The sequence below is a fragment of the Rhizobium viscosum genome (assembly GCF_014873945.1).
In the GTDB taxonomy this organism is placed as follows: domain Bacteria; phylum Pseudomonadota; class Alphaproteobacteria; order Rhizobiales; family Rhizobiaceae; genus Rhizobium; species Rhizobium viscosum.
Map to the genome: position 1 here is coordinate 2,864,779 of NZ_JADBEC010000001.1, position 16,455 is coordinate 2,881,233.

The following is a 16,455-nucleotide window of genomic DNA, read 5'->3' on the forward strand; positions in this document are numbered from 1 at the left end:
CCATGCAGATCGCATCGCTTTCCACCCACGTCGTCGCCGTCCCGCCGCCGCATATCGGCGGCATGTACTGGATCTTCGTGCGGCTGACGACGGCTGACGGTATCGAGGGTGTCGGGGAAATCTACTCGACTGCCTTCCATCCGCAGGCGCTCGTGCCGCTGATCGGGGACGTCTTCCAGCGCTACCTGCTTGGCCATGATCCGCATGATGTCGAGCGCTTCTGGCGGCTTGCCTATTCGAGCGGCTTCACGCAGCGGCCGGACCCGACGATGATGGGTATCGTCTCTGGCCTGGAGATCGCCTGCTGGGATATTATCGGCAAGGCGGCGGGCAAGCCGGTGCATAAACTGATCGGCGGGCGCGTGCATGAGAAGCTGCGCGCTTACACTTATCTCTATCCGAAGAACGCAGCCGGCGAATATGACTATAACGATCCGGATCTCGCCGCCGAATGCGCGATGAGGATGGTCGAGATGGGCTTTACAGCCGTCAAGTTCGATCCGGCCGGCCCCTATACGGCCTATTCCGGCCATCAGGTTTCGCTCGGTGTCATGGACCGTTGCGAGGAATTCTGCGCCAAGATCCGCGGGGCTGTCGGCAGCAGCGCCGATCTGCTCTTCGGCACGCATGGTCAGATGGTACCGTCCTCGGCGATCCGGCTGGCGCAGCGACTGGAGAAATATGATCCGCTCTGGTTCGAGGAGCCGGTGCCTCCGGGTCAGGAAGAGGCTATGGCCGAGGTCGCCCGCAAGACCTCGATCCCGATTTCGACGGGCGAGCGGCTGACGACCAAATACGAGTTCCAGCGTGTGCTGGAAACCGGTGCTGCCTCTATCCTGCAGATGAACGTGGCGCGTGCCGGCGGCATTCTGGAATCCAAGAAGATCGCCGGCATGGCGGAGGCGCATTATGCGCAGATCGCGCCGCATCTCTACAACGGCCCCATCGGCGCCGCTGCAAGCATCCAACTTGCCGCGTCCTCGCCGAATTTCCTGATCCATGAGGCGATCGTCGATTTCTCGGGCTTCTACGCCGAGATCCTGAAGACGCCGCTGCGCTTCGAGGACGGCTACTTGATCCCGTCAGACGAACCGGGGCTGGGCGTGGAACTCAATCTCGATGTCGTCGCCAAACACTCACCTTACGAAGGGCAGCGACTGCATCTGCAAATGGATGACAAGCCCGCCGACGTGAAGGCTTTTGCCCCGGCCCGCGGCTGAGAACGAAGATGACGACATGCGATTATATCATCGTCGGCGCCGGCTCGGCCGGCTGCATTCTGGCGGCACGCCTCAGCGAAAGCGGCAGGCACAATGTGCTGCTGATCGAGGCCGGCGGCAACGACAGTTCGCCGTGGTTTCGCATCCCAGTCGGCTATGCGCGCTCCTATTACGATCCGAAGGTCAACTGGATGTATTGGAGCGAGCCGGAAGCCGCACTCAACGGCCGCCGGATCTACGCGCCGCGCGGCAAGGTGCAGGGTGGTTCGGGCTCCATCAATGCGATGATCTTCGTGCGTGGATCCGCCGATGATTTCGATGACTGGAAGGCCGCCGGCAATCTCGGCTGGGGCTATGAAGATGTGCTGCCCTTCTTCCGCAAGCTGGAAACCCATGCCGGCGGCGAGAGCAAATATCATGGCGCCGGCGGTCCGATCCATGTGACGCCGATGCGCGGCCAGTCGCATGCCATCACCGATCGTTTCCTGGAGGCGTGCGCCGAATTGCAGCTGCCGCTGAATGCGGATTTCAACGGCGAAAACATCGAAGGCGCCGGCATCTACGACATCAATACACGCAACGGCGTGCGCTCGTCTTCGTCGCTCGCCTATCTGCGGCCGGCGCTCGGGCGGCCCAATCTCGCGATCCTGCGCAACAGCCGGGTGCGCCGGGTGATCGTCGATGCGGAGGCGCGTGCCACAGGCGTCGAGGTGATCGGCGCGGGCGGTATCACCAGCTATGCGGCACGGCAGGAGGTTATCCTCTCGGCAGGTGCGGTCGATACGCCGAAGCTCCTGCAGCTTTCCGGCATCGGTGATGGCGCACATCTGCAATCCCTTGGCATTCCGCTCGTCCGGCATCTGCCGGCGGTGGGCAAGAATCTGCAGGATCATCTCTGCGCCAGTTTCTACTATCGTTCCACCGTGCCGACGCTGAATGACGAACTCGGCACGATCTTCGGGCAGGCGCGTCAGGCCCTGCGTTACATCCTGACGCGACGGGGGCCGCTGGCGCTCAGTGTCAATCAGGCTGGCGCCTTCCTGCGCGGCAGCCCGGAGGAAGAGCGGCCGAATATCCAGCTCTATTTCAATCCGCTCTCCTATCGCATTCCGACCGATCCGAAGGCGGGATTGAAGCCTGAGCCCTATTCGGGCTTTCTGCTGGCCTTCAACTCGTGCCGGCCGACGAGCCGCGGCAGTGTCAGTATCGTCTCGCCTGAATTGACAGATGCGCCGCAGATCAGGCCGAACTATCTCGGCACCGTTCATGACGAGGAAGAGGTGATCCAGGGCAGCCGGCTGGTGCGGCGTATCATGGAGGCGCCGGCGCTGCGGGCGATTACCGAAATGGAGATGCCGCCTTCAGTGGAAGCCCAGACCGATGAGGAACTGCTTAGCTATTTCCGCGGCAATTCCGGTTCGATCTACCATCTCTGCGGATCGGCAGCGATGGGCCCGGACGCCTCGTCGTCCGTGGTCGATGCATCGCTCAAGGTGCACGGCATCAATGGGCTCAGGATCGTCGATGCTTCGGTCTTCCCGAATATCACGGCGGGCAATATCAATGCGCCGACGATGATGGTGGCGGAGAGGGGCGCGGCGATGATCCTCGCCGCTGCCTGAAAACCGGTCTCAGTGTCTGTGGATCGGATCGATCCACGGCACATTCTCCGGCTTTTCGACCGGCTCAATATCGAGGTTGACGACGACGGGTTCCTGGCCTGAGCGCACGAGTACGCATTCCAGCGTCTCGTCGCGGCTGGCATTGATTTCCTGATGCGGCACGAAGGGCGGCACATAGATGAAATCGCCGGGGCCGGCTTCGGCGGTGAATTCGAGATGCTCTCCCCAGCGCATGCGAGCCTTGCCCTTCACCACATAGATGATGCTCTCGAGATCGCCGTGATGATGGGCGCCAGTCTTGGCATTGGCATGGATCGTCACCGTGCCGGCCCAGATCTTCTCGGCGCCGGCGCGCGCATTATTGATGGCGGTCGCGCGGTTCATGCCCGGTGTCTGGGCGGTATTCGGATCGAGCGCATTGCCGGGAATGACTTTCACGCCATGTTCGCGCCAGTCGATATGTTTGTGATCGTGATCGTCGCTCATGCTGCTCCTCCTGCTTTTGATGGCAATCTAGATAAGGCGAGGCCAGCGGCCAAGAGCTGCTGGCTGGCATTGCGGCGAAAAGGGCTGGTGGCGCCGGTTTCAGTGCCATGAAAGTGGATGATTGCAAGTTTCCGATAGCGAAGATGCGCCTCTCTGCGCTATCACGCCATGACAGGTTGGAAAGCGCTCGAATATGACACAAAACATTGGCCGCGATACCGCTCCGACAATTGCCGATGTTGCAAAGCTGGCAGGAGTGTCGCGAGCGGTTGCGAGCCGGGCGCTCTCCAACGAGCCGCGGCCGGTTTCTGCCGACAAGCGCGAACGAGTGGTCGAGGCGGCCGCCCGGCTCGGCTACAAGCCGAACCTTCTGGCGCAGAGCCTGACGACCAAGACGGTCAATCTCATCGCCGTGGTCGTCAATCACATCCATGATCTCTCGGACCTCGATCTTTTCGACCGGCTGCTCGACCAGATCCAGTCGATCGGCAAACAGGTCATCATGATCCGCATCGGCTCGGTCGCCCGCGTCGAGGAGTTCCTGCGCAACGGCGTTGCCTATCATGTCGATGCGGCGCTGGTCTTTTCGGATTTTGCGGATGCGCCGACCGTCAGGCGCATGTTCCGCTCCGATCTCGTCGTCATGCTGAACGGTCTGCATGACGATCTCTCGCCCGTCGTCATGCCCGACGAGGGCAGCGGTATTGCCGAAGCCGTCGCCAATGCGGCGAAGAAGGGCGTGAAGCGGGCGGGTCTCGTCACCGGCCGTTCGTCCTCGCCGATGGAACAGGCGCGTATCGGCTTTTACAGACAGGCCTTCACGAAGAATGGCATAGAGCTGGTGCACACAGTGCAAGGCGACTATTCCTATGAGAGCGGGCATGCGGCGGCAAAGGAACTGGCTGGCGCTGATTGTCCGGATGCGATCTTCTGCACGTCAGATGCGATGGCCATGGGCATTCTCGATGTCTGCCGCGCCGATTTTCCCGGCAACCGGCCGACACGTTTCCGGCTCTATGGTTTCGACAATCTCTCGCTCACCGATTTCGACGCCTATCCGATTTCCTCGATCGGCTACGACAAGAGTGTCTATGTCGAGCACATCGTGGATTTCATCGCAAATCCTGGCGATTTTCACCCCGGCCAGCCACCGGTCATCGTGCCGACAACCTATTTTCCGCGCCTGACCGCCTGATAGAAATGACCTCCTGATAGCAAACAGGCCGCCCGAAGGCGGCCTGTGAGGATCATCCTACCACTGCGGGTTCAGAGCCGGCGGGTTGGCTTCTGCGCCCCACCACTTCTTGTAATTGGCTTCATAAGCGCCCGACTGGATGTAGTCGGAAACGAACATGTCGAGCCAGCGGACGAATTCCGGATCGCCCTTGGCGACAGCCATGCCGATCGGGTCGTTGGAATAGAGGCCGGCGAGCGTAACCAGCGTCGGGTTCTTGGTGGCGAGATAGTCGAGCAGCGAGGAATCTTCGATCGCAGCATCGACGCGCTTCTGCTGGAGCTGCAGTACGCCATCGGGAGCGAACTGGTCGACATAGACGAGCTGCGCATCCGGAACGGCGGACTTGAGGAATGTCTCGCCCGTCGTACCACGGCCGACGACGACCTTCTTGCCCGAGAGATCCTTCAGTTCCTTGATGCCGGCGTCCTTCTGGACGATGACGCGCAGGCCGGCGCGGTTATAGGGGATCGAGAAGTCGACGACCTTGGCGCGCTCGAGCGTGGCAGAGGTATTGGCGATCGCCACGTCGATCTGGCCGGAAACCAGCATGGAGATGCGCGCATCGCCCGAGACGTCGGTGAATTCGACCGGTACGCCGAGCTTTTCGGCCAGACGGTTGGCGACATCGACGTCGTAACCGACGGGGTTGTTCTGCGCGTCGCGGAAACCGATCGGCTCGCCGCCAAGCGATACGCCGATGCGCACGACGCCGCGTGAGCGGATGTCGTCGAGCATGCCGGCAAAGGACGGAAGCGCAGAGCCGGCAACGACGGCCAGCGCGGCAATGGCTGTGAGAATGCGTTTCATGGTTCCATTTCCCTCTTCTTGTTTATGCCTGTTTCGCGGCCCGAAGTTCCGGTTCGGGCATCGAGTCCTCCCAGAGCCAGTAGCGGATTTCGCCCTCGCATCTGAAATTCACGACCTCATGGTTGCCCTTGGCATCGACAGCATGGATGACCACGCCGGCCAGGAAACCGGAGGACAGTTCATTGAGTTCCTCGACCGCCAGCTTGACGGCGTCGGAAAGCGAATAGCCGAATTTGAGCGCCAGGACGACGGTGCGTGCGGTCGAGCAGCGCATGGTCATCTCACCGGTATGGGTGCAGGCCGCCGCGCCATAACGGCTGTCGGCATAGAAGCCGGCGCCGGGAATAGGGCTATCGCCGAGGCGGCCGGGATATTTCCAGGCCCAGCCGGACGTGGAGGTCGCGGCGTGGATGCCGCGTGTGGGGTCGGCGGACAGGAAGACGGTCGTGTCGCGTACACGCTCCGGGTCGGTGATGGTGCGGCTGAGCGGCGCCAACGGGATATCGGGAAATTTCGCCAGTTCCTCCGGTGACAGTTCCTTTTCCAGGCGCTCCCACCAGACGCGCTTGCTGTCTTCGAAGAGCACGTCATCTTCGGAGAAACCGATTTCACTGGCAAAGCGGCGAGCGCCATCGCCGGTCAGCATCACATGCGGCAGGCGCTTCATGACTTCGTGGGCGAGGCGAGCGACCGGCAGCGTATTCGGCACGGCGCCGACAGTGCCGACATCGCGGGTGTTGCCATCCATGACGGCGCCGTCGAGTTCCATATTGCCGAGCATGTTCGGCCAGCCGCCGTAACCGACGCTACGGACCCGGACTTCGCTTTCCACCTTGCTGATGCCGGCGACCATGGCGTCGAGGCTGATGGCGCCTTCGCGCAGCATCTGCACCGTCGTCGGGAACCCGGGCCAGGCTTCTTTATTGGCCAAGAGCAGCATGAATACCTCTAATCCTTACGCATTTTGGACAGGAACTGGGCGATACGCGGGTTGGTCATGCCGCCCTCGGCGGCGAAGAAATCCGCAGTCGGCAGATCGACGAGCAGCTTGCCCTTGTCGAGGAAGACGATGCGGTTGGAAATCTGCCGCGCGAATTCGATCTCGTGGGTGACGAAGAGCATGGTTGTGCCTTCGGCTGCGAGCTTGGCGAGGATAGCCAGCACTTCGGCCGTCATTTCCGGGTCGAGCGCGCTGGTGACTTCATCAAGCAGCAGGTAACGCGGATGCATGGCAAGCGCCCGGCAAATGCCGACGCGCTGGCGCTGGCCGCCGGAAAGCTGGGCCGGATAGGCATCGGCGCGGTCTCCGAGGCCAACAGATTGCAGCAGCGCACGGGCGGTGGCTTCGGCTTCGGCACGCGGCTTTTTCAGCACTTCGACTGGAGCCAGCGTCACGTTTCCGAGCACGGTCATGTGCGGATAGAGATTGAAGAGCTGGAAAACGGTGGCCGAGCGCTTGCGAGCTTCGGCCAATTCCTTCGGCTTGCCGACGTCGAAATCATCGACGGTGATACTGCCGCCGTTCAGCTTCTCCAGGCCGTTGATGCAACGGATCAGCGTCGATTTGCCGGAGCCGGAGGAGCCGAGGATGGAGACGACCTCGCCGGGATTGATGGTGAGGTTGACGCCATCGAGAACGGTTGTAGGACCAAAGGCCTTTTTGACGTTTTCTACTTTGAGCATATTAGAGCCCTCTCCAGGCGGAATGCGCCCTGAGGCGGTTTTCGAAGCGGGCGCCCAGCCATGCGAGCAGCTTGGCGCAGAGGTAATAGAGCAGCCCGACCGCCGTCCAGACGATGAAGGGTTTGAGCGTGCGCAGATTCAGGATGTTGCCTATCTTGGTGAGATCGACGACGCCTATGACCGAGATCAGCGATGTGACCTGCAGCTGGTTGACGAGCAGCGCCGTCAGCGGGCCGATGGCGAAGGCCATTGCCTGCGGCGCCACGACATGGCGCAGCACCTGCCAACGGGTGAGGCCGAAGACGCGAGCGGCTTCGATCTGGTCGCGGCCGATGGATTCGATTGCCGAGACCGCGATGACGTAGACGAAGGCTGCGGAATTGGCCGAAAGCGTGATGGTGGCAGCCGTCGTCGGCGTGATCCGGATGTGCAAGAGGCCGGGCAGGCCGAAGAAGACGAGGAAGAGCTGCACCAGAACAGGCGAGTTCTTCAGGAGTTCTGCAATGAAGGTGATGACCTGCGTCAGCACCGGCACGCGATAGAAGCGGCAGATTGCCCAGAGTGTACCGATCAGGAGACCGATGAGGGACGTCGAGAGAAACAGACCGAGGCTGACGCCGAGGCCCTGTAAAAGCAGCCAGATATCGAAGGGCGTGAAATCGGAAAAACGCATCAGGCTACAGCCTCCATCATGTCGCGGTTCAGGCGGCGGTGGAGGAGGGCGATGCCGAGCGAGACGAGATAGGTCAGCACTGCATAGACGACGAGCAGCACGACATAGACCTCGAAGGGCCTGTAGGTCTGCGAGACGACGATCTGCGCCGAGCCGGTCAGCTCGTTCAGCGTGATCGTCGAGAGGATCGACGATGTCAGGATCATGTTGATCAGCACGGAGCCGAGCGGGCGAACGGAGGTTCTGAGCGCGATCGGCAGCACGATCTTGGTAAAAGTCACCCGGCGCGACAGGCCGCTCACTTCGGCGGCTTCGATGATGCCGGGATCGATCGCCAGAATGCCGGCGCGGATAACGTCGGAGGCATAGGCGCCGCCGGCAATCGAGAGTGCCACGACTCCCGTCGTGAAGGCATCGATATAGATGCCGATCTCGGGCAGGCCGTAATAGAAGAAGAACAGCTGCACGATGAAGGGCACGTTGCGGAAGATATCGACGTAGACGAAGGAGATCCTGCGCAGAACAGTTGATGATGACGTGCGCGCAATGGCAACGAATGCACCCATGATGACGCTGCCGATCAGCGCTAGAGCACAGGCCTCTGCCGTCAGCAGCGCGCCTTGCGCGAGAAAGCCCAGATGGGGCAAGAGGATCGAAAGGTCGAACCGCACGATCACTCCCTATGCGTGATTGAAACCGGTTTCATCGTGTCGTTTGTGTGCTCTGATGTCAAGAACGCCTGATATGAAATGCTGATATATCTGTGACGAAAAGTTCGTTTTGGCCGGTTACGTTCGGCAGAATATTTTTCGTCAAAACGGGAAAAAGCTGGATGAATATGGACTGCACAATATCTCGCCACCTCGTTAGCCTTTATCGCACAAAGAAAGAGCAATCTGCATGAGCCAGCTTCCCCAGATCGATTACGAGACCGCTTCCGAAGAGATTCGCGCAGCGCATGACGAGGAAGTGCGGGTTCGCGGCAACATGACCAACATGAAGCGAACGCTCCTGCATTCGCCTGAAGCCCACCGCATCTATGCCGAATGGTTTACGCTGAGAGCTGAGCTCAACCCCGCCATCAGTGATCGCGAGATCTGGATCTTCTCACATTCGATCTCGAAGGCACTGAAGTCCGATATCGCCGTCACCTTCTTTCGGCGGGCGCTGATCAAGAACGGGTTCAACCCGGATGCTTTGGAACTCAGCGAGACCGAATCTCTGCTTAAACGTTTCGGCATTGCGATCGTCGCCGATTCCAAAGCCATTCCTGCCGATATCTGGGCCGAACTGAAGGCGTGCTACGACACCAAGGTGCTCGTCGATCTCGTGGCCTTCGCCGGCATCATGATTGCCACTGCCGTCTACATCAATGTTGTCGAGGTCGATTTCGATCCCGAGCTTGAGGCCTTTGCTGAAAGCTCTAACTGAATTTTCATCACCCGAGGGGAGTTTTCCATGTCCATCATTTCAAGCCGCGCCAAGCTGCTCGGCACCGTCTTCAGCCTGGCGCTGGCTTTCAGCGCGCCGGTCGTTCACGCCGAAACGCCGCCAAACGTACTCGTCGTTGCCCAGTCGATCGACGATGCCGTCAGCTTCGACCCGGCTGAAGGCTTCGAACTGACGACCGTTCAGTCCTTCAATAATCTCTATCAGCGCCTCGTCCAGTCCAACCGCGATGACGGCACGAAGATCGAGGCTGCGCTTGCGGCTTCCTGGGAAGCCGGCAGCGATGGCAAGAGCCTGACCTTTGCACTTGCCGATGCGAAGTTTGCGTCCGGCAATCCGGTTCGCCCTGAGGATGTGATCTTCTCGCTGACCCGTGCGGTAAAGCTCAACAAGTCGCCGGCCTTCATCCTCAACGAGCTCGGCTGGAAAGCCGACAATGTCGATGCCGCGATCACCAAGGTTGACGACAAGCACGTCAGGCTGACCTGGACGGCCGATGTCGGCTCCGGCTTTGCGCTTTCGATCCTGACGGCGCCAATCGCATCCATCGTCGACGAGCAGACGGTTTCGCCGCAGGCCAAGGACAATGATTTCGGCAATGGCTGGCTGAAGACCAATTCGGCCGGCAGCGGCGCTTACACGATCGCCACCTACACGCCGCATGAGGCGCTGGTGCTGCAGGCCAATGCCAGTTCCTCCGACAAGCCGACGCTCGAAAGCGTCATTATCCGCAACGTGCCTGACGTCGGCGCCCGCCGCCTGCTCGTCGAGCAGGGCGATGCCGATATTGCTCGCGGCCTGTCTGCCGACCAGATCGAAGCGCTGAAGGACAAGAGCGGCATCAAGGTGCTCTCCGTCCCCTCCGCCCGCCAGGACTATATCCTGCTGAACAGCAAGGCGAACCCGACGCTCGGCAAACCGGCTTTCTGGGAAGCGGCGCGTTATCTCGTCGATTATGACGGCATCACCAAGAATCTGCTGCGCGGCCACAGCAGCGTTCACCAGGCCTTCCTGCCGAACGGCTTCCCCGGCGCGCTCAGCGACACGCCCTTCAAGCTCGACGTCGAGAAGGCGAAGAAGATTCTTGCCGACGGCGGCATCAAGACGCCGTTCAAGATCGAATTCATCGTCTTCAACGACCAGCCGTTCCTGTCGATCGCTCAATCGCTGCAGTCCACCTTCGCTCAGGCCGGCATCACGCTCGACATCCAGCCGGGTGTTGCCAGCGACATCTATGCCCGCGGCCGCGCCGGCAAGTTCGAGATGACGCTGCGCTACTGGATCCCGGATTATTTCGACGCTCACTCCAACGCCAGCGCCTTTGCGATCAACAAGGACAACTCGGCCAATACCGTTGCCAAGCAGGCCGGCTGGGTGATCCCGGAACTGACCGACGAGACGCTTGCTGCAGTGAAGGAACAGGATGCCGCCAAGCGCGCCGCGCTCTATCAGGATCTGCAGAAGAAGATCCAGGCAAGCTCGCCCTTCGTTTTCATGCTTCAAGGCAATGACCAGGTCGTGATAAGCGACAAGGTGAAGAACTATGCCCAGGGTCTCAATGCAGACCAGGTCTATTACGACAAGGTAGCAAAATAAGTGCCGCAAAGGGCAACGCCTGATAATGCCGACATGACCAACTCCCGCCAGCGCAACAGCTGGCGGGAGTTGTCGTTCGTCTGGCCGCTTTCGAAATGGCTGTGGTCCTTTGCGCTGACGCTTTTCGGGCTGGCGCTGGTGACCTTTGCCATGACGCGGTTGTCGCCGATCGATCCGGCGCTGCAGCTTGTCGGCGACCATGCCAGCCAGTCCACCTATCAGCAGGCGCGGCTGGAGCTTGGATTGGATCAGCCGCTGCCGGTGCAGTTTTTCCGCTATGTCGAGACGGCACTATCCGGCAATTTCGGGCAGTCGATCTCGACCGGCCAGCCGGTGGCGAAGGACATTGCCCGGACTTTTCCGGCGACGATAGAGCTTGCGACGGCGGCGATCATCCTTGGTGCCAGCGTAGGACTGGCGCTCGGCATAACCGCCGCCATGCGGCAGGGGACGTGGGTGGACGGGCTTGCTCGTTTCGTCTCGCTTTTCGGATACTCCGTACCGATCTTCTGGCTCGGCCTTTTGATGCTGCTCCTGTTCTACGCGCGGCTGCATTGGGCACCGGGGCCGGGCAGGGCGGATGTCGTCTTTCAATATACGGTCAAATCCGTCACCGGCTTTGCGCTTATCGACACCTGGATCTCGGGCAAAGCCGGCGCCTTTCGCGATGCGCTGGCGCATCTGGCGCTGCCCGCGATCGTGCTTGCCTTCCATGCGCTCGCTGCGATCTCGCGGCTGACGCGCGCTGCGATCCTCACCGAACTCGGGCAGGAATATGTGACGACGGCGCGCGCCAAGGGGGCGAACCTGCGCCGCATCGTCTTCATCCACATCCTGCCGAATATTTCAGGGACGCTGCTGACAGTGATTGCCCTTTCCTATGCGAGCCTGCTGGAGGGTGCGGTACTGACGGAGACCGTTTTCGCCTGGCCCGGCATTGGCCGGTATCTGACGACGGCGATGTTTGCCGGTGACATGCCGGCGATCCTCGGGGCGACGCTCGTCGTTGGTGCCTCCTTCGTGCTTCTGAACGCAATGACCGATCTTGGCGTGGCGCGGCTTGAATCGGGGAAGAAGCGATGAGCGCGATCGTCCAGGCGCCATCAGGCGGTCCGTCCTTTCTGCGGCGTGTGCTGCGCTCGCCTTCGGCGGCGGCAGGCAGCGCGGTTGTGCTCGTCATCCTGGCGCTTACGCTGCTCGCGCCTTTGATTGCGCCCTATGATCCGAACCTGCAGGAGACGGCCAATCGCCTGATGCCGCCTGATGCCGCGCACTGGTTCGGCACTGACGGGTTCGGCCGGGATATCCTGTCGCGCATCATCTATGGTGCGCGGCCGACGCTGCTTCTGGTGCTTGTCGTCGTGCTCTTGATGGCGCCGCTCGGCATTCTTGTCGGCATCGTCTCGGGCTTTTTCGGTGGCATCACCGAGCGTGTGCTGATGCGGATCACCGATATCGTCATGTCCTTTCCGCGGCTGCTGCTGGCCTTCGCCTTCGTTGCCATCATGGGGCCGGGATTGATCAACGGTGCGCTGGCGCTGGCGCTGACAAGCTGGCCTGCCTATGCGCGTCAGGCGCGCGTCGAGACGGCAGCGCTCAGGCGCAGCGATTATCTGGCGGCCGCCGAAATGGTTGGTATTCGCGGGGTACGATTGCTCTGGGGGCATATTTTGCCGCTGGTTCTGCCTTCGGCGATCATCCGCCTGGCGCTTGATCTCTCGGGCATCATTCTTGCCGCGGCCGGCCTCGGCTTCCTCGGTCTCGGTGTTCGTCCGCCGACGGCGGAATGGGGTTCGATGGTCTCGGAGGGCACGCAGGTGATCTTCGATCAATGGTGGGTGGCGGCCGTGCCGGGCTTTGCCATCCTGATCACCTCCTTCGCCTTCAACCTGCTGGCCGATGGTCTGCGCGATATTCTGGATCCGCGCCATGACTGAGCCGCTGCTTTCCGCCGAGGATCTGTCGATCGCCTTTCCATCGGAGGCGGGGCCGGTGCGCGTCGTCGATGGTATGTCTTTCTCGGTCGGCCGCGAGGTTCTTGCATTGGTCGGCGAATCCGGCTCCGGCAAGTCGATGACCGGTCGGGCGATCATGGGGCTGCTACCGCGTCGGGCGGAGGTGCGAGCAAAGCGTCTTGCCTTCGATGGCCAGGAACTGACGACGCTGTCCGCATCCGGCTGGAACAGGCTGCGCGGCAGTGGCCTGGGACTGATCCTGCAGGATCCGAAATATTCGCTAAACCCTGCCCATAAGGTTGGCCGACAGGTGGAAGAAGCATTGCTTTTACACACCAAGCTTTCTGCTGCCGAACGGCGCGAGCAGGCGCTCGATATGCTGGAGAAGGTCGGCCTGCCCGATCCGCAGCGCGTCTATTCGAGTTATCCTGCTGCCCTCTCGGGCGGCATGGGCCAACGCGTGATGATCGCGGCCATGCTGATCAACCGACCGAAGCTGCTGATCGCAGACGAGCCGACTTCGGCGCTGGATCGCGGATTGCGGGACCAGATCCTGACGTTGCTGCGATCGCTTACGGAAGAACTCGGCATGGGGCTGCTTCTCATCAGCCACGATCTGCAGCAGGTCTCGCGTTATGCCAACCGCGTCATGGTCATGCGCCAAGGCAAGATCGAAGAGCAGATGGCGTCGGCCGATCTTGCCAATGCCAGATCGGATTACACGCGGGCGCTCTGGGCAGCACGGCCTTCGGCGGCGACTTATGGGACACGGTTGCCGGTTTATGGAGGCGAGGCATGAGTGCGCTCTCCGTTTCGGATCTTTCCGTGACCTTCCAGGGCAGCGGCAAGGGTTTTACCGCCGTGCGCGGTGTCAGCTTCAAGGTCGCGGCGGGCGAGACATTCGGACTGATCGGCCCTTCCGGCTGCGGCAAGACGACGGTGCTGCGTGCCGTTGCCGGGCTCAACACCCATTGGCAAGGCTCCATCACCGTCTTCGACGAGGCGCTGCAGCCGGGGCATAAAATCACCGGCGCGTTGCGATCCAATATCCAGATGGTGTTCCAGGATCCCTATTCCTCGCTGCATCCGCGCCACCGCATCTCCCGCATTCTCGGTGAGCCGTTGGCGTTGCGGGGCATGCGCAATGTCGAGGACGAGGTGAGTATTGCGCTCGATCAGGTCGGCTTGCCGGCTACTGCGGCCGTGCGTTATCCGCACCAGCTTTCCGGCGGGCAGCGGCAACGCGTGGCGATTGCCCGTGCGCTGCTTCTGAAGCCAAAGCTGCTGCTACTCGACGAGCCCACTTCGGCGCTCGATGTCTCGGTGCAGGCCGAAATCCTGAACCTGCTGAACGACCTCAAGGCCTCGCATGGGATGACCTTCGTGCTTGTCAGCCACGATCCTGGCGTCGTCGCGCATATGTGCGACCGGGCTGTGCTGATGCGGGCCGGTCGCGTCGAAACCGAACTCGACCGCGCCGCGCTTTCGCAAGGCGGCTGGGTCGAGCAGCTTGCCGTTCGCTAGTCAGGCGATTGGCAGGATCAGCACGTCGCGAGCTGGCACTTCGATGCGGCTGGCATCGTAGGCATGGTTCACCGGCCAGGCGAGTCTGCCGCCTGACAGCTTCCTATCGGCGAGCGTGACCGTCGTCGTCTGCGCCTTGCGTGTCGGGTTGACCAACCAGAGGAAGCTTCCGTTTTCGCCCTTGTGGATGCGGGCGAAGAGCGCGTCGTTGGACAGGCTCGCGTGGCGCGTCCTGCCGCTCCATTTCACCAGTTCGGCGAAGAAGGCGGCATTCGCCTTGCCGTCGGTGCGGTAGAAGGCGACAGAGGGGTTGGTGCCGATTAGCAGGGTGCGGCCCTTGCCAAAGCGGTTTTCGACGACGGCGAGACGCCCGCCGTCAAACGTGCCGCGGCCGGTGCCGCCGGTCAGGCGATAGGACTGTAGGAGGCCACCGCCATCGACGGCCATGTCGTCGAACTTGAAGTGGATGCGGTCGCCGATATCCGGCATGAATTCCACTTCTTCCTCGCGTGCACCGAAGACCTCATCGAGCCCCATATTCGGCTGCGCCTGGCCGACATGGCCGCGGTCGCCGAAATAGCCGGGGCAAGCTTCCGCAATCAGCGTGCCGCCCTTTTTCACCCAGGCCTTCAGACGCGACGCCTGCGCGGCAGTAAACATGATCGGGTAGGGGAAATAGAGGAAGTCGTAGGCGTCAATATCCTCGATATGCACCCAATCCGGCTGCAGGCCCTGTGCGAGGAAGGCACGGTAGGCGCCCCACATGGCTTCCGGATAAGGCTTTTCCTTGCGATCGTAGTTCAGCAGGTAATCCCATTCCTGTGTTTCCGGGACAACCAGAATGCCGACCTCGCCACGAACAGGCTTTGCGTCCCAGAGCGTCTTTTGCGCTGGATCATTCGCCCATTTCGCCATGGCGCTCTGCATGTCGGAGCGTGGCGTGCGGCTGCCATCCATGCCATAGGCGCCGAAGGCGCCGAAGAGCGGGCCGTCGAGCAGCGGGCGCCAGCGCAGATTGAGGACGCCGCGCGCCCCGCCGGCAAAGGAGGTCATGCTCCAGATGCGGATGTCCTCGGGTTCAGCGACACGGCCATCTTCCTTGTCGCGGCTGATTACCTGCGGCTGCAGCCAGAGCGGGCCGCCCTGGCGCTCCGCATGCCAGAAGGGTTTGCCGCGGGCGGCGGCGCGGTTGATATCGACACCGTACCAGGTCTTCCACGGCTCCGTGCCCTTGCGGGCCTGGATCCAGGTGAAGCCGTAGATTTCCACCTTGGAGGCGGCGAGCCAGTCGTCGCAGCCATTGGCCGCCATATTGGGGATCGCGCCGGAAATGCCGTGGGCGGCGATGACGTTCTTCTGATCGACGGCGCGGATGGTGTCGATGCGCCACTGCATCTGGTCGTAGAAGTTGTCGCGCTTGAACTGCAGCCAGTCGATGCATTCAGGGTAAGGCGCCATATGGACCGGCGGCTCGACATCGTCCCATTCGGCATAGCTGTAGCGGTGCCAGGCCTTGGCGAGCACTTTCAGGCTGCCGTATTTCTTTTCCAGCCATTTGCGGAAGGCGGCCTTGGCATAGCTGCTGTAATCGACGTCGGCGGAATAGTTGACCTCGTTCCAGACGTCATAGCCGTAGATCGCCGGATGATCCTTGTAGCGGGTGGCAAGTGCGGTCAGGAATTTACCGGCGGCTTCCTTCACTTCCGGGCAGTTCAGCGTCAGTGCGCCAGCGCCGCCACCATTGTTGGAAAAGCCGCCCGTTGCGGCCGAGACGCCCATGTAGGAGCCGAGCTTGGTGCCGTCGGCATTGACCTGCAGCGCATCGGCATATTTGCGCACCGCCCAGTCCGGTACGGCATGGATGAGTTCGGCGATGACCGTCTTGATGCCGTTCTTGGCGGCGAGATCGAGCTGTCGGTCATATTCCTCCCAGTCGTAGACACCGGGGGCCACTTCGATCGCGCTCCACATGAACCAGTGGCGGAAGATGTTGAGGCCGTCTTCGCCGGCGGTCGTGTAGTCACGCTCCCAATCGTCGCGCGGCGGATTGGACTTGCGGAAATAGACGGCGCCGAACGGGAATTGGATATCGTTTCTGAGCATTGTCCTGTCCTTCTCTGTCGATGTCCGGACATGGCTTCGCCGTCCGGAGAAGGGCTCCGGCAGGAGGCAATCGAAGATGTCGTCCGGGTGTTCTAGGTGG

16 protein-coding genes are annotated in these 16,455 nt (G+C 61.5%); 9 read left to right on the top strand and 7 right to left on the bottom strand.

Annotated features, from left to right (window positions below):
- The first annotated feature begins 2 nt into the window (after positions 1-2).
- Together H4W29_RS14020 and H4W29_RS14025 are read left to right on the top strand one after the other, a co-directional pair.
- On the top strand, positions 3-1,220 hold the full coding sequence (locus H4W29_RS14020) for a mandelate racemase/muconate lactonizing enzyme family protein (RefSeq protein ID WP_192729441.1): 1,218 nt from the start codon (positions 3-5) through the stop codon (positions 1,218-1,220).
- 8 nt (positions 1,221-1,228) lie between these two features.
- Complete coding sequence (locus H4W29_RS14025; RefSeq protein ID WP_192729442.1) at positions 1,229-2,842, top strand: GMC family oxidoreductase; 1,614 nt, start codon at positions 1,229-1,231, stop codon at positions 2,840-2,842.
- A gap of 9 nt (positions 2,843-2,851) precedes the next feature.
- On the opposite strand, the gene H4W29_RS14030 is transcribed toward H4W29_RS14025, so the two are convergent.
- Positions 2,852-3,328: a cupin domain-containing protein gene (locus H4W29_RS14030; RefSeq protein WP_192729443.1), complete on the bottom strand. Its 477-nt coding sequence runs from the start codon at positions 3,326-3,328 to the stop codon at positions 2,852-2,854.
- Between the two features lie 193 nt (positions 3,329-3,521).
- On the opposite strand from H4W29_RS14030, the gene H4W29_RS14035 reads away from it, so the two are divergent.
- The gene (locus H4W29_RS14035) at positions 3,522-4,523 is read left to right on the top strand and encodes a LacI family DNA-binding transcriptional regulator (protein ID WP_192729444.1); all 1,002 of its coding nucleotides are present in this window, start codon (positions 3,522-3,524) and stop codon (positions 4,521-4,523) included.
- Positions 4,524-4,580: 57 nt separating this feature from the next.
- Here H4W29_RS14035 and H4W29_RS14040 read toward each other — a convergent pair whose 3' ends face one another.
- Genes H4W29_RS14040 through H4W29_RS14060 form a run of 5 tightly spaced genes read right to left on the bottom strand, consistent with a single transcriptional unit; the run spans position 4,581 to position 8,399 of the window.
- Positions 4,581-5,372: a transporter substrate-binding domain-containing protein gene (locus H4W29_RS14040; protein ID WP_113116746.1), complete on the bottom strand. Its 792-nt coding sequence runs from the start codon at positions 5,370-5,372 to the stop codon at positions 4,581-4,583.
- 22 nt (positions 5,373-5,394) lie between these two features.
- Positions 5,395-6,312, bottom strand: a complete 918-nt coding sequence (locus H4W29_RS14045; protein ID WP_113204116.1) for an isoaspartyl peptidase/L-asparaginase — start codon at positions 6,310-6,312, stop codon at positions 5,395-5,397.
- 8 nt (positions 6,313-6,320) lie between these two features.
- Positions 6,321-7,055, bottom strand: a complete 735-nt coding sequence (locus tag H4W29_RS14050; RefSeq protein ID WP_192729445.1) for an amino acid ABC transporter ATP-binding protein — start codon at positions 7,053-7,055, stop codon at positions 6,321-6,323.
- 1 nt (position 7,056) lies between these two features.
- Positions 7,057-7,728, bottom strand: a complete 672-nt coding sequence (locus tag H4W29_RS14055) for an amino acid ABC transporter permease (RefSeq protein ID WP_192729446.1) — start codon at positions 7,726-7,728, stop codon at positions 7,057-7,059.
- Entirely contained in the window at positions 7,728-8,399 is a 672-nt protein-coding gene (locus H4W29_RS14060; protein WP_192729447.1) for an amino acid ABC transporter permease, read from the bottom strand. The genes H4W29_RS14055 and H4W29_RS14060 overlap by 1 nt, the downstream gene beginning before the upstream one ends.
- A gap of 229 nt (positions 8,400-8,628) precedes the next feature.
- Here H4W29_RS14060 and H4W29_RS14065 point away from each other — a divergent pair, with 229 nt between their 5' ends.
- From H4W29_RS14065 to H4W29_RS14090, 6 genes are read left to right on the top strand one after another with little or no spacing between them, the layout of a single operon-like run.
- Positions 8,629-9,159, top strand: a complete 531-nt coding sequence (locus tag H4W29_RS14065; RefSeq protein ID WP_192729448.1) for a carboxymuconolactone decarboxylase family protein — start codon at positions 8,629-8,631, stop codon at positions 9,157-9,159.
- Positions 9,160-9,186: 27 nt separating this feature from the next.
- A complete protein-coding gene (locus H4W29_RS14070) occupies positions 9,187-10,773 on the top strand; it encodes an ABC transporter substrate-binding protein (protein WP_192729449.1) in 1,587 nt (528 codons plus the stop codon).
- A complete protein-coding gene (locus H4W29_RS14075) occupies positions 10,774-11,856 on the top strand; it encodes an ABC transporter permease (protein WP_192729450.1) in 1,083 nt (360 codons plus the stop codon).
- A complete protein-coding gene (locus H4W29_RS14080) occupies positions 11,853-12,710 on the top strand; it encodes an ABC transporter permease (protein ID WP_192729451.1) in 858 nt (285 codons plus the stop codon). Before H4W29_RS14075 ends, H4W29_RS14080 begins: the two co-directional genes overlap by 4 nt.
- Complete coding sequence (locus H4W29_RS14085; protein ID WP_192729452.1) at positions 12,703-13,527, top strand: ATP-binding cassette domain-containing protein; 825 nt, start codon at positions 12,703-12,705, stop codon at positions 13,525-13,527. Before H4W29_RS14080 ends, H4W29_RS14085 begins: the two co-directional genes overlap by 8 nt.
- Complete coding sequence (locus tag H4W29_RS14090) at positions 13,524-14,252, top strand: ABC transporter ATP-binding protein (protein WP_183732435.1); 729 nt, start codon at positions 13,524-13,526, stop codon at positions 14,250-14,252. Before H4W29_RS14085 ends, H4W29_RS14090 begins: the two co-directional genes overlap by 4 nt.
- Here H4W29_RS14090 and H4W29_RS14095 read toward each other — a convergent pair whose 3' ends face one another.
- Positions 14,253-16,355 (bottom strand): beta-galactosidase, encoded by a 2,103-nt coding sequence (locus tag H4W29_RS14095; protein ID WP_192729453.1) that lies wholly within the window; start codon positions 16,353-16,355, stop codon positions 14,253-14,255. It abuts the gene before it with no gap.
- Positions 16,356-16,455 lie beyond the last annotated feature (100 nt).

Bases quoted from the DNA above. Each gene is read 5' to 3' on its own strand.
- H4W29_RS14020 (WP_192729441.1), top strand. From the start codon at position 3: ATGCAGATCGCATCGCTTTCCACCCACGTCGTCGCCGTCCCGCCGCCG.
- H4W29_RS14025 (WP_192729442.1), top strand. From the start codon at position 1,229: ATGACGACATGCGATTATATCATCGTCGGCGCCGGCTCGGCCGGCTGC.
- H4W29_RS14030 (WP_192729443.1), bottom strand. From the start codon at position 3,328: ATGAGCGACGATCACGATCACAAACATATCGACTGGCGCGAACATGGC.
- H4W29_RS14035 (WP_192729444.1), top strand. From the start codon at position 3,522: ATGACACAAAACATTGGCCGCGATACCGCTCCGACAATTGCCGATGTT.
- H4W29_RS14040 (WP_113116746.1), bottom strand. From the start codon at position 5,372: ATGAAACGCATTCTCACAGCCATTGCCGCGCTGGCCGTCGTTGCCGGC.
- H4W29_RS14045 (WP_113204116.1), bottom strand. From the start codon at position 6,312: ATGCTGCTCTTGGCCAATAAAGAAGCCTGGCCCGGGTTCCCGACGACG.
- H4W29_RS14050 (WP_192729445.1), bottom strand. From the start codon at position 7,055: ATGCTCAAAGTAGAAAACGTCAAAAAGGCCTTTGGTCCTACAACCGTT.
- H4W29_RS14055 (WP_192729446.1), bottom strand. From the start codon at position 7,728: ATGCGTTTTTCCGATTTCACGCCCTTCGATATCTGGCTGCTTTTACAG.
- H4W29_RS14065 (WP_192729448.1), top strand. From the start codon at position 8,629: ATGAGCCAGCTTCCCCAGATCGATTACGAGACCGCTTCCGAAGAGATT.
- H4W29_RS14070 (WP_192729449.1), top strand. From the start codon at position 9,187: ATGTCCATCATTTCAAGCCGCGCCAAGCTGCTCGGCACCGTCTTCAGC.
- H4W29_RS14080 (WP_192729451.1), top strand. From the start codon at position 11,853: ATGAGCGCGATCGTCCAGGCGCCATCAGGCGGTCCGTCCTTTCTGCGG.
- H4W29_RS14085 (WP_192729452.1), top strand. From the start codon at position 12,703: ATGACTGAGCCGCTGCTTTCCGCCGAGGATCTGTCGATCGCCTTTCCA.
- H4W29_RS14090 (WP_183732435.1), top strand. From the start codon at position 13,524: ATGAGTGCGCTCTCCGTTTCGGATCTTTCCGTGACCTTCCAGGGCAGC.
- H4W29_RS14095 (WP_192729453.1), bottom strand. From the start codon at position 16,355: ATGCTCAGAAACGATATCCAATTCCCGTTCGGCGCCGTCTATTTCCGC.